Origin of the sequence: Streptomyces kronopolitis, from assembly GCF_014646275.1 — a bacterium.
Lineage (GTDB): Bacteria > Actinomycetota > Actinomycetes > Streptomycetales > Streptomycetaceae > Streptomyces > Streptomyces kronopolitis.
Genome location: NZ_BMND01000003.1, coordinates 247,727 through 260,794 on the forward strand (window position 1 = coordinate 247,727; position 13,068 = coordinate 260,794).

Sequence of the window (13,068 nt, forward strand, 5' to 3'; positions counted from 1 at the left end):
TTTTCCAGTGCCGTACGGGCCCCGGCTGCGATCGGGGCGGTGGACGGTGGGGTCAGACCGGGATCGTCACACAACGGCCGTGCGGATCCAGGTGACTCAGCGCGCCGGGCGACGCCAGACCCGGCAGGGTGTGCTTCCACAGCGCCGTGACGCGCTCCGGGAGGTCGGCCCGGTTGGTGGCGGCCCGGGAGAACAACTGGACGCCCATGTAGGCCGCGACGAAGAACTCGGCCGCCCGGTCCGGTGCCACGCCGGGCAGTAATTCCCCGTTGTCGCGGGCCTCGGTGAACATCGTGGTGATGATGTCGGTCCACGCCTGGTAGGGCACCAGCGGGTTCTCGCTGAAGGTCGTCTCCACCGCGATGCGGGTGCCGGCCTGCAGCAACGGATCGCTGCGCAGGGCCAGCGCCACCTGGTGGGTGAAGTCGATGGCGTCCTGCAGCCGCGACTCGCTGACCTGTGGCAGAAAAGGATCGGTCTGCTCCGTGATGACCGCGCGGGCCAGTGCGTCCTTGGACGTGAAATGGAAGTACACGGCGCCCTTGGTGACCCCGGCGCGCTGGATGATCTCTGCCATCGTGGCGGCCTGGTACCCGCGGGTGCCGATGACATGAGCCGCCGCTTCGAGGACGGCCCGTCGGGTGCGCACTGCGCGTTCCTGCTTGACCACCGATCATCCTCCGTATGCTCTCTTGGAGTTGTTGTGCCTGAGTGCGACCCGCCGCCCGTGGCCGCGCAGTCTATTTCCGCATCATAAAGAAGCCAACCATGCGGTATTGATTCGCGCCCGCTTCGGTGGCGTGATCCCGCGTCGTGGTCCGGTACGGCACCGAAGAGTGATACGAGCGCGAGGAGCTGTCCGATGTCCCCCACCGTCGTCCCCGCCATACCGGCCGTCCACCGCGAGGTCCGCCTCGCCGACCAGGCCGAAGGCGAAGTGACGGCAGGTCACTTCATGATCGCCGAGGTCCCGGTGCCGGTCCCCGGGCCGGGGCAGGTACTGGTGCGTACCCGTGTGATGGCGGTGACCGCCGCGATGCGGACGCAGATGACCAAAGTGCCGCTGCCGATGCCGTCATTCGTCCCGGGGCAGGCGCTGTGGGGCGCCGCGGTCGGCGAGGTCGTGGCCGCGCCCGGCGGCGGCTTCACCCCCGGGGAGCTGGTCCACCATCCCTACGGCTGGCGGGAGTTCGCGGCGGTCGACGAGTCGCGCGTGCGGCGGCTCGACCGGGACGCCCTGCCGACGCCCGCCGCGCACCTGTCGCAGGGGGCGACCGCCTGGGGCGCGCTGCGCCGGGCCGCGGAGGTGCGCCCGGGGGACACCGTCTTCATCACCGGCGCCGCCGGCGGCGTGGGCAGCCTGGCCGGGCAGCTCGCGCGCCGGATGGGGGCCGGCCGGGTCGTGGGCAGCACCGGCTCGGAGCGCAAGGCGGCCCGGCTGCGCGCCGAGTTGGGGTACGACGACACCATCGTGCGCGGCGCCGGGCCGATCGAACGCCAGCTGCGCCGGGCCGCGCCGGGCGGGATCGACGTGCTGCTGGACACCGTGGGCGGCGAGCAGCTCCCGGCGGCGCTGGCGGTGGCTCGTCCCGACGCGCGGTTCGCACTCGTCGGCGCGCTCTCCAGCCAGTTGGGCGGCAGCGGCGGCGCCCTCACCCCGCTGGAGCTGGACACCGGGCTGATCATCACGCGCCGGGTCACGCTGCGCGGCTTCGGGCTGCACGCGCACCCGGACCTGCCGCGGGAGTGGACCGAGGAGTTCGGGCGGGGGCTGCGGGACGGCTCGCTGAGCTTCCCGCACACCCTTCTCCAGGGGATCGAACAGGCGCCGCAGGCGCTGTGCGAACTCACACAGGGGCGTCATATCGGGGCCGTACTGGTCGAGTTGTAAGGGCGGGAGCGACGGGCGGGGCGCTGCTGACCGGGCCGGCGGCGCGGCTCCCGGTCAGCCGGCCGCCGGGAGCTGCGCGGGCGCCGGGATGCCCGCGGCGATCCGGGCCGGCGCGGTCGGCAGCAGGCCCCACATGCCGACGATCGACTCCTCCTCCCACCACGTCCCGTCCTCGCTCCCCAGGTGCAGCAGACCCACCACGAGCGAGGTCAACAGCTGGGCCGTCCGGCGCGGTTCGGTGTCCGACGCGTGCGAGCCGGCCGGACCGCACGGCCCGCAGGTCACCGCCTTGTCGAGGAAGAGCGCGTACCAGCGCTGCTCCAGGGCGTAGATGCCGAGCCCCGGCGCGGTCTCCGGCCGCAGCCGCAGTCCGGCGCGCAGCACGGCGTCCGTGCGCACCCGGCCGAACAGTTCGACGGTGAAGTCCCGTACGGCGGTGGTCAGGGGCTGCGGGGAGCGGGTGAAGGCCTCCTCCACCTCCTGGAGGGTGGCGAGCGCGGCGTCCCGCACCGCGAGGGTGAGGTCGTCCTTGGACGTGAAGTGGAAGTAGAGGGCACCTTTGCTCAGCCGGGCCCGCCGGCTGATCTCGACCATGCCCGCTGCGGGAACCCCCTTCTCCAGGAAGGTCTCTGCGGCCGAGCGGATGAGTGCCTGGCGGCTCTGGATGGCGCGATGCTGGGTGGGCACGGTGTCCGTCCCGTCTCTAGTACGGCTGCGAGCTCAGTGCAGTCTACATAGAAAACCAACCATGCGGTTCGGTATGCTTCCCCGGATTGGCCGGAACTGGCGCTCCCTGACGCGAAGCTGACGCCCGGTCGCCTGTTCGGATCTTCGCGGGCTCAAGGGGTGCGGTGCGTACCCAGTCTGGCCGTGCCGCGCGGCGTTGTCGACCCGTCAGGAGCGACAACGATGCATTGACAAACAGCGCAGGCGGTTTTTAAATCTCCGAAGGCGGTAAACGGGACGAGGTCTTCCGACGCAGCCGCCGCGACGGTCGCGTACCGCCCCAGGACAGTGGTGCGCCATGGCGAGACCGCCTCTGCCCACACCAGTCGTCGACCGCAGGCCGCCCGACCAGCCGAGCCAGCAACGTCACCCGAGCCCCTGCACCCATAGGAATCCGGAAAGGTCTCAGCCATGCGCGTAGCAACGGAAGTCGGCGAACGTCCCGTGAGAGGCGCGCGGGGCGCCGGCGGTGAAACCATCAGGGCCGCCGTCTTCGATCTGGACGGCACCCTCGCCAACACTCTCCCCGCGATCAGCAAACTTCTCGTCAAGGTCGCATCCGAGCAGGGCTGTGCGGTGACCCCGCGGCAGGCCGCCGCCGCGATCGGCAAGCCCCCCGGCCCCGCGTTCGGCCGGTTGCTGGGCCTGCCCGAGGAGGACGGCCGGGTGCAGGCCGCCATCTCCCGCTACCGCGAGCTGTTCTCCTACGAGGTCCTGTGCCAGGGCCCGCAGCTGCTCTTCCCCGGTGTGACCGCGGGGTTGTCCGCGCTGCGTGCCCACGGCGTCGAACTCGCCGTCGCCACGTCCAAGACGACCCGCAGCGCCGAGGCGCTCCTCGACGTCATGGGCATCCGCGACCTGGTCGGCCCGGTCATCGGCCAGGACATGGTCCGGCGCGGCAAGCCGCACCCGGAGATGGTGCTGCGTGCCGCCGGCCGGCTCGGTGTCGCGACGTGGCAGAGCGCGTACGTGGGGGACACCGTGGGGGACATGCGGATGGCCGTCACCGCGCGCATGGAGCCGGTCGCGGTGACCTACGGGGTCGGCAAGTTCGGCGAGCTGGCGGGGGTCGCCGGCACCCGGATGTGCAGCTCCTTCAAGGACGTGGTCTCCGTGATCGCCGCCGCCAGGCCGCGGTCGGGCGTGCCGGTGGGGGCCCAGCAGCGCCGTCGCTGAGACCGGGGGAGCGGGGGAGGCAGGGGAGGGGGCGCTAGGCCCCGGCAGTCAGCTCGTGTGCGTAACGGGCCCCGGCGGTGTGCAGTTTGGCGTGCAGCAGGCCGAACACCTCCGCCGCGCGGCCGCCCGGCCAGTCCTCCGGCAGGAGGGGAGAGGGCAGTCCGGGATCCGCATAGGGCAGCTGACGCCAGGCGTCCAGCGCCAGCAGATAGTCACGGTAGGCCGCCTCGGGGGGAACCGGGCGGCGCGGTGACCATCGGCGCAGGACGGGCTCCTGCGCGGCGAGGAAGGCGCGGTGCGCCGCGGCCACGGCATCGAGGTCCCACCACCGCGCCACCGCGTCGGCCGTGGGGGCGAAGCCGGCGTGGCTGCCGGTGAACAGGTCGACGTACGGGTCCAGTTGCAGCCGCTCCAGGGTGTGCCGGGTCTCCTCGTAGAGCTGTGCGGGGGCGATCCACACCCCCGGCGCGGCGGTGCCGAAGCCCAGCCGCGCCAGCCGGGAGCGCAGCAGGTGCCGCTTGTGCCGCTCCTCCTCGGGGACGGAGAAGACGGCCAGCACCCAGCCGTCGGACAGCCGCGCGGCCGGCCGGCCGAAGATCCGGCGGTCGCCGTCCTCCAGGAGCTGGCGGGCGTCGTCGGACAGTCCGTAGGCCGCCGCCCCGGTGTCCGTCCGGGCGGGGACCAGCAGTCCGCGCCGCTTGAGCCGGGAGACCGCGGAGCGCACCGACGGCGGATCGACCCCGAGCGCGCCGAGCAGCCGGATCAGCGCGGCGACCGGCACCGGAGCGGCCCGGCCCGTACCACCGGGCTCGCCGCGTCCGTAGGCGCCGTAGAACGTCACGATCAGGGACCGTGGGGTGCGCTGCGTCTGCTGGTCGTTCACCGGGTCACTCTACGGTCGGCCTAGCGGGGGTCGCGCAGCCGGAAGCGCTGGAGCTTGCCGGTGGGGGTGCGGGGCAGGGCGGTGTGGAAGACGATCTCGCGCGGGCACTTGTAGGGCGCGATCCGGGTCTTGGTGAAGGCGCGCAGGGCCGCCACCGTCGCGTCGTCGGGGGCGACTCCCGCCCGCAGGACGACATGGGCGACGACCAGCTGTCCGCGGTGCTCGTCGGCCCGGCCGACCACCGCCGCCTCGGTCACATCGGGGTGCCGCAGCAGCGCGTCCTCCACCTCCGGACCCGCGATGTTGTAGCCGGCCGAGATGATCATGTCGTCCGCGCGGGCGACGTAGCGGAAGTAGCCGTCGGGCTCGCGGACGTAGGTGTCGCCGGTGATGTTCCAGCCGTCCCGGACGTACTCGGTCTGCCGGGCGTCCGCGAGATAGCGGCAGCCGGTCGGCCCGCGGACGGCCAGCAGCCCCGGTTCGCCGTCCGGTAGCGGGGTGCCGGCCGCGTCCACCACCCGGGCCTGGAAGCCGGGGACCGGCAGGCCCGTCGTGCCGGGCCGGATCGCCTCGTCGGCGGCCGAGATGAAGATGTGCAGCAGCTCCGTGGCGCCGATGCCGTTGATGATCCGCAGGCCGGTCGCCTCGTGCCAGGCCTGCCAGGTCGCGGCGGAGAGGTTCTCGCCGGCCGAGACGCAGCGGCGCAGCGAGGAGACGTCGTGCCCGGCGAGCTTGGGGAGCATCGCGCGATAGGCGGTCGGCGCGGTGAACAGCACCGAGATCCGGTGCGCGGCGATGTCGCCGAGCAGCCGCTCCGGCCCGCCCCAGTCGGCGAGGTAGGCCGAGGCGCCGGCCCGCAGCGGGAAGATGACCAGCCCGCCGAGACCGAAGGTGAAGCCCAGCGGCGGGCTGCCGGCGAACACGTCGTCCGGCTCGGGGCGCAGCACCTGCGCCGAGAAGGTGTCCGCGATGGCGAGCACATCGCGGTGGAAGTGCATGCAGCCCTTGGGGCGCCCGGTGGTGCCCGAGGTGAAGGCGATCAGCGCGACATCGTCGGCCGCGGTCGGCACCGCCGGATACGGCGCCCCGCCCGGCCGGGCGAGCCGGCGCAGGTCGTCCGGGCCGTCCCCGCCGAAGGGGGTGATCCGCAGCTCCGGGACGCCCGCCCCGGCGAGATCGTCGACCGCGCGGACATCGCACAGCGCGAACCGCACCCGGGCGATGTCGCAGATCGTGGCCAGCTCCTCGGGGCGCTGCGCGGCCAGCACGGTCACCGCCACCGCCCCCGCCTTCATCACGGCGAGCCAGCAGGCGGCCAGCCACGGCGTGGTGGGGCCGCGCAGCAGGACGCGGTTGCCGGGCTCCACCCCGAGCGGGCCGGTGAGGGCGTGGGCGATGGCGTCCACCTGGTCCCGCAGCTCGCCGTACGTCCATACCGGGCCGTCGGCGTCACGGAGCGCGGGCCGGTCGGGGCCGAGCCGGGCGATGGTGGCGTCCAGCAGCTCGGCGCCGCAGTTCAGGTGGTCGGGATAGCCCAGATCGGTGAGGTGCGGCCACTGGTCGGGCGGTGGCAGCCGGTCGCGCGCGAAGGTGTCGGCGTGCGCCGAGGGCCGTAGCTCCATGGCGGGTGCCCCCTTGGGCGGGTGGCCGACGGGCGGCCGGTGGTGGGAGGGGGACTGCAAAGGCCGGTACGGAACCGGTGGGAAGGCTCGGGGGACTGCTCGTTCCGCGGGTCGGGTACTGCCGTTCGGATCCGTCGTCAGCGTAACGTGTTCGTGACGGCAGTCAACAGACCGCGATAGAGGACCGTTACCAGGGAGCCGCCTCGTGACCGTATTCGCGCTGGGACCGGATGAGCGCAAATGGTGTGCCGAACTGCGCGCGCTCACCGCGGAGCGGCTGCGGCCGCTGGCGGAGCAGGGCACCGAGGGCCGGGTCAACCGTCCGCTCGTCGCCGCCCTCGGCGAACTGGGCCTGCTGCGCCGCCTGTTCCCCGCCGACGGCGCCCTGCGCGCCCTGGACCTGTGCCTGCTGCGGGAGTCCCTCGCCCAGGAGTGCACGGAGGCGGAGACCGCGCTGGCGCTCCAGGGGCTGGGGGCCTATCCGGTCGTGCAGTCCGGGACGGCGGCGCAGCGGGCGCGGTGGCTGCCGGAGGTCGGCGCGGGCCGGGCGGTCGCGGCCTTCGCGCTCAGCGAGCCGGGCGCCGGTTCGGACGCCGCGGCGCTGTCGCTCGCCGCCGAGCCGGACGGGCCGGACGGCTGGCGGCTGACCGGCGAGAAGTGCTGGATCTCCAACGCCCCCGAGGCCGACTTCGCCACGGTCTTCGCCCGCACGGGCGGCGGCGCGGGCGCCCGCGGCGTCACTGCCTTCCTGGTCCCCGCCGACCGTCCCGGACTGACCGGCGAGCGCCTGGACATGCTCAGCCCGCACCCCATCGGCACCCTCGTCTTCGACGGCACGCCGGTGACCAGGGCGGACGTCCTGGGTGAGGTGGACGCGGGGTTCGCCGTGGCGATGGCCACGCTGAACCTCTTCCGGCCCAGCGTGGGCGCCTTCGCGGTCGGCATGGCGCAGGCCGCGCTGGACGCGGCACTGGCACACGCCGGCGCGCGCACCGCGTTCGGCGGCCCGCTGAAGGACCTCCAGTCCGTCGGCCACCAGCTCGCCGAGATGGCCACCCGGGTCGAGTCCGCCCGGCTCCTGGTGTACGCGGCGGCCTCCGCGTACGACACCGGGGCCCCGGACATCGCGCGCCGCTCGGCCATGGCCAAGCTGCTGGCGACCGAGACCGCCCAGTACGTCGTCGACGCGGCCGTGCAGATCCACGGGGCCCGCGCGCTGCGCCGCGGCCACCTGCTGGAACACCTCTACCGGGAGGTCCGTGCACCGCGCATCTACGAAGGGGCCACGGAGGTGCAGCGCTCGATCATCGCCAAGGAGCTGTACCGGGAACGGAGCTGAACCGCGCGCCCGCTGCGTGCCGGCACCGCCTTCCGGCCCTGTGACGACCCGGTGAGCGGGCCCGTCGGCCGGGGCCGGCCGACGGGCGGGTGTCAGTGCCGGATGGCAGGCTGAACAGCAGAGAGGATCCGCGAAGGGAATCGCCATGATCACTACCGACGCCGTCCCCGGCTCCCCCTGCTGGCTCGATCTCGGCGCCCCTGATGTCGAGGTCGCCGCGGCGTTCTACCGAGCCGTGTTCGGCTGGCGGTCCGCGCCGCAGAGCGGTCAGGAGGCGGGCGGCTACACCCTCTTCCGGCTCGACGGCAGCGCGGTCGGCGCGGTGGGTCCGCTCACCGAGGACGGCGCCCGCTCCGCCTGGACGCTGTACTTCCACACCCCCGACGCGGACGCCACGGCCAGGGCGGTGGAGCGGGCCGGCGGCACCGTGCGGGTGGCCCCCGTCGAAGTCGGCGCGGACGACGGCCGGTTCGCCCAGTTCACCGACCCGCAAGGGGCGCAATTCGCCGTCTGGCAGCCCCTGAAGGACCCGGGCCTCGAAGCCGCGGACATCCCCGGCGCGCTGTGCTGGACCGAGCTGTACACCACCGACGCGGCCGCCGCGCGGGCCTTCTACTCCACCGTGTTCGGCTGGAGCACCCGGGACATGCCGCTCCCCGGCGGTGGCGGCGGCACCTACACCCTGCTCACCCCCGCGAACAGCGGCGAGGACCGGACGCACGGCGGCCTCATGGAGGTCCCGGCCGATTTCCTCGGCCGCGGCGGAACGCCGTACTGGCACCCGGTGTTCGCCTCGCGGGACTGCGATGCCACCGTCGGCCTGGTGACGGGCAACGGCGGAACCCTGTCGATGGGTCCGGAGACCGCCGAGGGCGTCGGCCGCCTCGCTGTCTGCACGGACCCCGCGGGCGCGGAGTTCGTGGTGCTGACCCCGGAGGAGACGGCGGGGTGAGCGGGCAGGCCGGGGGAAGAGCGCGGGGCCGGGCCGCAGGCTCCGGGCGGGCGTGGTGCCGGGGCGCGTTGATCGTCCGGTAAGTGATTGTTGATCGCGTTCAGGCACTCTGCGGCTATCTGCCGGCGGGGGATGAGATGAGGAACGCGAATGCCCCAGAAACGTGTCACGGTGACCGTGCATGCCTCCGACCCGCTCAGCCGGGCCGGCGTGGTCAGCCATCTGCAACTGGAGCCCTCCGTCGAGATCGTCCCGTACCGGGGCGGCGCGGTGGACGGGGAACGGGGTGACGGAGTGTGGGGGAGGGGCGGCGGGGAGGCGGCGGGGGCCGTGGCCGTCACGCTCGTCGACCGGTTCGACGAGTCCGCCGCGGCCGAGCTGCGGCGCCTGGTGCGCGGCGGCGAGCAGCGGGTGGTGCTGATCGCGCGGGATCTGCGCGAGCCGGACCTGCTGACCGCCGTAGAGTACGGCGTGCGGGCCATTCTCTGGCACCACCAGGCCACCCCGCGGCGGCTGTTACGGGCGGTGCAGAGCGCGGCGCGCGGTGAGGGCCATCTGCCGCCGGACCTGATCAGCACGCTGCTCACCCAGGTGGGACGGCTCCGGCGGTCCGCGGTGACCTCCACCTCGGTCGCGCTGACGCCGGCGTTCGGGATGGCCGCGCGCGAGGTCGATGTGCTGCGGCTCATCGCCGAGGGGCTGGACACCCGGCAGATCTCCGAGAAGCTCGCCTACTCCGAACGCACCGTCAAGAACGTTCTGCACGGCCTGATGACGCGGCTGCACCTGCGCAACCGCGCGCACGCCGTCGCCTACGCACTACGAGAGGGATACATCTGATGCGCTCCGGAGCTGCTGCGGAACCAGGGGAACCCGGGGAACCAGGGAAGAACACCGGCGTCGCGCACGCCCGCCCGCGGACGGGGGAGCGGGGATGATGCACGAGGTCGACGAGGCGCTGCGGCGGGTGCTGCGCCGCGGGGCGCTGCCGGACGGGGCGGGCGACGTAGCGTTCGAGGCGCCGAGCCGCGACTGGGCGGCGCGGCGCAACACCCCCACGCTCAACGCGTATCTCTACGACATACGCGAGGACGTGGCCCGCCGCGAGCGCGGGGCGATCGCGGAGCGGGACGCGCGCGGCGTGGTGGTGCGCAGACGCCAGCCGCCGCGCTGGTTCCGGCTGTCCTACCTGGTCACGGCCTGGACCAGTCGCCCGGAGGACGAGCACCGGCTGCTGTCGGCCGCGCTGGGCTGCCTGCTCGGGCAGGAAACTCTGCCCCCGGAGGCACTGACCGAGGCGCTCCGGGCACTGGCGGCGACGATCCCGCTCACGGTCGCGGTGCCGCCTCCCGAGTCCCGCTCGATCGCCGACATCTGGTCCGCGCTCGGCGGCGAACTCAAGCCGTCCCTGGACGTGGTGATCACCGTGCCCTTCCCGGTCACACCCTCGTACGAGGTGGCGCCCCCGGTCACCGAGGGCGCCGCGGTGGTCGTCCGCGGCGTGGACGGCACGCCGGACGACTCCCGACTCCGGATGCTCCGGTCGGTCCCGGAGGCCGAGCCGTCCGGGACGAGCCCTCGCGCGGGTGAGCGGTGAGCGGGACGGCGGCGCGTGCCGACACGACGGAGTGCGAGGACGCGGCGGAGCGCGAGGACGCGAGCGGTGCGCTGCTCGGGCGGCTGGCGCGGCTGCGGGAGCGGGTGGCCGGGCTCGTCGAGCGGCGCAGCGCCGGCGACCCCACGGCCTCCGACCCGCTGCGCGGCCTGTATGTGACCCCCGAGACGGCCCGGCGGCTGGCCGCGCGGCCGCCGGAATCCGCTGCGGCGGAGGCGTGTGACGACGCGGCGGGAGCGGCGGAGGCGGAAGCGGGGGCAGCGGACCGGTCCGGGGCGCTCGCCCGGCAGTTCGGGCTGTCCGCCCTGGACCTCGCCCTCCTCGTGGCCGCGCTCGCCCCCGATGTGGACCGGAGCTTCGAGCCGCTCTACGGCTACCTCAACGACGATGTCGGGCGCCGCCGCGCCACCGTCGCCCTGGCCCTGGAGCTGGCCGGCACCGGCCCGCACGAGCCGTCGGCGCGCGCCCGTTTCCACCCCGCCGCGCCGCTGCTCTCCGGCGGGCTGCTCGTCGTCGAGGACGCGGACCGGCCGCTGCCCGGCCGGGCGCTGCGGGTGCCGGAGCGGGTGGTGGCCCATCTGCTGGGGGACGAGGGACTCGACCCGGAACTCTGCGGTGGCGGCGTGGAGTTGCTGCCGTCCGGTGAGGGGCCCGGGGAGGGCCAGGACGGCGACGGGGAGGGGTTCTTCGGGCGGCTGGCCGTCCTCGCGGGACAGCGGCCGCTCGCCGCGCATCTGCGGGAGCGCCGTCCCGGTGCCGCCGCCGGGCCGGTGAGCGACGCGCTGCGGGGCGCCGGCCTGCCCGTGCTGCGGTACCGGCCGGAGGGCGGCCAGGACGGCGGCGCGGTTCCGCTGGGCGCGCTGCTGCGCGAGGCGCGGCTGCGGCGGGCGGCGCTCGTCGTGGGGCCGCTGCCGGAGCGGCCCGGAGGGCTCGTCCGGGCGCTGGCGGGCCGGGACGTGCCGGTGGTGTTCCTCGGCAGTGAACCGTTCGACCCCGGCTGGGCGCCCGACGCCGGGCTGCTCGCGCTGGACGCGCCGCACGGCGCGGTGGCGCCGGCCGAGGTGTGGCGCAACGAACTCGGCTCTGTGGAGGCCGACTTCGATCTCGGCGCGGCCGTGGCGCCCTACCGGCTGGCCGCCTGGCAGATCCGCCGGGCGGCCCGCGCGGCCACCGCCCTCGCCGCCTTCGACGGGACGCCGCTGACCGCCGCCCACGTCCAGCGCAGCGCACGCCAGCAGTCCGCCCCGCTGCTGGACCGGCACGCCCGGCGGGTGCGGCCGGCCGTCGGCTTCGACGGGTTGGTCCTGCCGCCCGAACCGCTCGCGCTGCTGCACGAGTTGGTGCAGCGGGCCCGCCACCGTGAGCAGGTGCTCGGCGCGTGGGGGCTGCGTACCGGCGGCGGGCGCGGCAGGGGCGTGGTGGGCCTGTTCGCCGGGGAGTCCGGCACCGGGAAGACGCTCTCCGCCGAGGTCGTGGCCGGGGAACTGGGCCTGGACCTCTACGTGGTCGAGCTGTCCGCGGTGGTGGACAAGTACGTGGGGGAGACCGAGAAGAACCTGGAGCGGATCTTCTCCGAGGCGGATCGCACGGACGCCCTGCTGCTCTTCGACGAGGCCGACGCCGTCTTCGGCAAGCGCTCGGAGGTCAAGAGCTCGCACGACCGCTACGCGAACCTGGAGAGCGCGTATCTGCTCCAGCGGCTGGAGGCGTTCGACGGGATCGCCGTGCTCACCACCAACCTGCGGGCCAACATCGACGACGCCTTCACCCGGCGGCTGGACCTGGTGGTCGACTTCCCGTTCCCGGACGCTGAGCAGCGGACCGCGCTGTGGCGTTCCTGCCTGACGGCCACGCCGTGTGCGGACGACCTCGGGCTGGAGGCCTGCGCGAAGGAGTTCGAGCTGTCCGGCGGGGCGATCAGGTCGGCCGCGGTGACCGCCGGATACCTCGCCGCGGGCCGCGGCGCGCCGGTGTCGGCCGAGGACATCCGGGCCGGCGCGCGGCGCGAGTACCGCAAGATGGGGCGGCTGGTGCCGGACGCGTCGCCGTTGTGGCACTGAGACGAGAGACGGGCAAAGCCGCCGGGCCGGGAATGTTCCGGCCGGGCGGCTCGTTGGCCCTGGGCCCGTCCACGCCGACGCCCCAGGGAGCATCGTGCACGAACCCACGCCCGCCGCCGCCCGCCCCACCGCTCTCCCCGCCCTCCCGGCACCGCGCACGCAGGCCGCGCTCCTGATCGAGCGGGGCGTGCACACGATCGCCGGGCTGTCCGCCGACGAGCTGTACGCCTTCGCAGAAGCGGCCGAGTCGGCCGGGACCGCCGCAGCTCCCGGGGGCGGCGGGCTCGGCGGCGCCCTGCTCGCCGTCCACCCGGACCGCGCCCCGGCCTCCGCCCTCGCGCCGCTGCTCCGCCGCGAGGGCACACCCGGCTTCGTCGTCACCGACATGCAGGACGTCGACCGCTTCGCGCCGCTCGACACCCTCGTGCTGCCCGACGCGCCGCTCTACCTCGTCACCGGCCCCGAGCGCGGCGACGAGCTGGCCAACCGGAGCCCGAACGAGGCGCTGCCCGCCCTCACCGCCCGGGACCGCACCCCGCTGCTGCTCACCGAGGGCATCCACTGGGTGCTGCAACAGCCCGCCGTCCTGGCCCGCAACCACTGCTTCATGACCATCGGCTCCCGCCTGCGCAAGGCCGACGGCACCCTGGACGCCCGCACCCCGGCGGTCTGGATCAGCAACGGCACCGGACGGGACGGCCGCGAGCGCCGCAACGCCCCCAAGGTCGGCTGGTGCTGGGCCGGCAACCGGCACACCTGGCTGGGCTTCGCCTCCGCGACGGGCCGCCGCGGAGCGAACTGAGC

General features: G+C 74.4%; 12 protein-coding genes. 8 read left to right on the forward strand and 4 right to left on the reverse strand.

The genetic code is table 11. The features are described 5' to 3' along the window. Positions 1 to 52: 52 nt before the first annotated feature. Positions 53 to 649, reverse strand: a complete 597-nt coding sequence (locus IEY78_RS05380) for a ScbR family autoregulator-binding transcription factor (RefSeq protein WP_229699719.1) — start codon at positions 647 to 649, stop codon at positions 53 to 55. A gap of 213 nt (positions 650 to 862) precedes the next feature. Between IEY78_RS05380 and IEY78_RS05385 the strand changes: the two genes are divergently transcribed. Beyond that, complete coding sequence (locus IEY78_RS05385; protein WP_189096403.1) at positions 863 to 1,891, forward strand: MDR family NADP-dependent oxidoreductase; 1,029 nt, start codon at positions 863 to 865, stop codon at positions 1,889 to 1,891. A gap of 54 nt (positions 1,892 to 1,945) precedes the next feature. Here the strand turns inward: IEY78_RS05385 and IEY78_RS05390 are convergent, their stop codons facing one another. Next, the gene (locus tag IEY78_RS05390) at positions 1,946 to 2,578 is read right to left on the reverse strand and encodes a TetR family transcriptional regulator (protein ID WP_189096404.1); all 633 of its coding nucleotides are present in this window, start codon (positions 2,576 to 2,578) and stop codon (positions 1,946 to 1,948) included. Between the two features lie 450 nt (positions 2,579 to 3,028). Between IEY78_RS05390 and IEY78_RS05395 the strand changes: the two genes are divergently transcribed. Next, positions 3,029 to 3,793, forward strand: a complete 765-nt coding sequence (locus IEY78_RS05395) for an HAD family hydrolase (RefSeq protein ID WP_189096405.1) — start codon at positions 3,029 to 3,031, stop codon at positions 3,791 to 3,793. Between the two features lie 34 nt (positions 3,794 to 3,827). Here IEY78_RS05395 and IEY78_RS05400 read toward each other — a convergent pair whose 3' ends face one another. Next, positions 3,828 to 4,676, reverse strand: coding sequence for a PaaX family transcriptional regulator (locus IEY78_RS05400; protein ID WP_189096406.1), 849 nt, complete (start codon positions 4,674 to 4,676; stop codon positions 3,828 to 3,830). Positions 4,677 to 4,696: 20 nt separating this feature from the next. Beyond that, a complete protein-coding gene (locus IEY78_RS05405; RefSeq protein ID WP_189096407.1) occupies positions 4,697 to 6,298 on the reverse strand; it encodes an AMP-binding protein in 1,602 nt (533 codons plus the stop codon). Positions 6,299 to 6,503: 205 nt separating this feature from the next. Between IEY78_RS05405 and IEY78_RS05410 the strand changes: the two genes are divergently transcribed. The 6 genes from IEY78_RS05410 to IEY78_RS05435 all read left to right on the forward strand — a co-directional run bounded on the left by IEY78_RS05410 (position 6,504) and on the right by IEY78_RS05435 (position 13,066). Beyond that, on the forward strand, positions 6,504 to 7,637 hold the full coding sequence (locus IEY78_RS05410) for an acyl-CoA dehydrogenase family protein (protein WP_189096408.1): 1,134 nt from the start codon (positions 6,504 to 6,506) through the stop codon (positions 7,635 to 7,637). Positions 7,638 to 7,782: 145 nt separating this feature from the next. Beyond that, a complete protein-coding gene (locus IEY78_RS05415) occupies positions 7,783 to 8,589 on the forward strand; it encodes a VOC family protein (RefSeq protein ID WP_189096409.1) in 807 nt (268 codons plus the stop codon). A 150-nt stretch (positions 8,590 to 8,739) separates the two neighbouring features. Then, positions 8,740 to 9,429, forward strand: coding sequence for a response regulator transcription factor (locus IEY78_RS05420; protein ID WP_189096410.1), 690 nt, complete (start codon positions 8,740 to 8,742; stop codon positions 9,427 to 9,429). Positions 9,430 to 9,523: 94 nt separating this feature from the next. Next, positions 9,524 to 10,186, forward strand: a complete 663-nt coding sequence (locus IEY78_RS05425; RefSeq protein ID WP_189096411.1) for a Pvc16 family protein — start codon at positions 9,524 to 9,526, stop codon at positions 10,184 to 10,186. Beyond that, on the forward strand, positions 10,183 to 12,264 hold the full coding sequence (locus IEY78_RS05430) for an ATP-binding protein (RefSeq protein ID WP_189096412.1): 2,082 nt from the start codon (positions 10,183 to 10,185) through the stop codon (positions 12,262 to 12,264). The genes IEY78_RS05425 and IEY78_RS05430 overlap by 4 nt, the downstream gene beginning before the upstream one ends. A 94-nt stretch (positions 12,265 to 12,358) precedes the next feature. Then, complete coding sequence (locus IEY78_RS05435; protein ID WP_189096413.1) at positions 12,359 to 13,066, forward strand: DUF5701 family protein; 708 nt, start codon at positions 12,359 to 12,361, stop codon at positions 13,064 to 13,066. The last annotated feature ends 2 nt before the right edge of the window (positions 13,067 to 13,068 follow it).

What these genes read in the sequence shown, in the direction of transcription:
- IEY78_RS05415 (WP_189096409.1), top strand. Translation starts at nt 7,783, where the DNA reads ATGATCACTACCGACGCCGTCCCCGGCTCCCCCTGCTGGCTCGATCTC.
- IEY78_RS05425 (WP_189096411.1), top strand. Translation starts at nt 9,524, where the DNA reads ATGATGCACGAGGTCGACGAGGCGCTGCGGCGGGTGCTGCGCCGCGGG.
- IEY78_RS05395 (WP_189096405.1), top strand. Translation starts at nt 3,029, where the DNA reads ATGCGCGTAGCAACGGAAGTCGGCGAACGTCCCGTGAGAGGCGCGCGG.
- IEY78_RS05385 (WP_189096403.1), top strand. Translation starts at nt 863, where the DNA reads ATGTCCCCCACCGTCGTCCCCGCCATACCGGCCGTCCACCGCGAGGTC.
- IEY78_RS05405 (WP_189096407.1), bottom strand. Translation starts at nt 6,298, where the DNA reads ATGGAGCTACGGCCCTCGGCGCACGCCGACACCTTCGCGCGCGACCGG.
- IEY78_RS05420 (WP_189096410.1), top strand. Translation starts at nt 8,740, where the DNA reads ATGCCCCAGAAACGTGTCACGGTGACCGTGCATGCCTCCGACCCGCTC.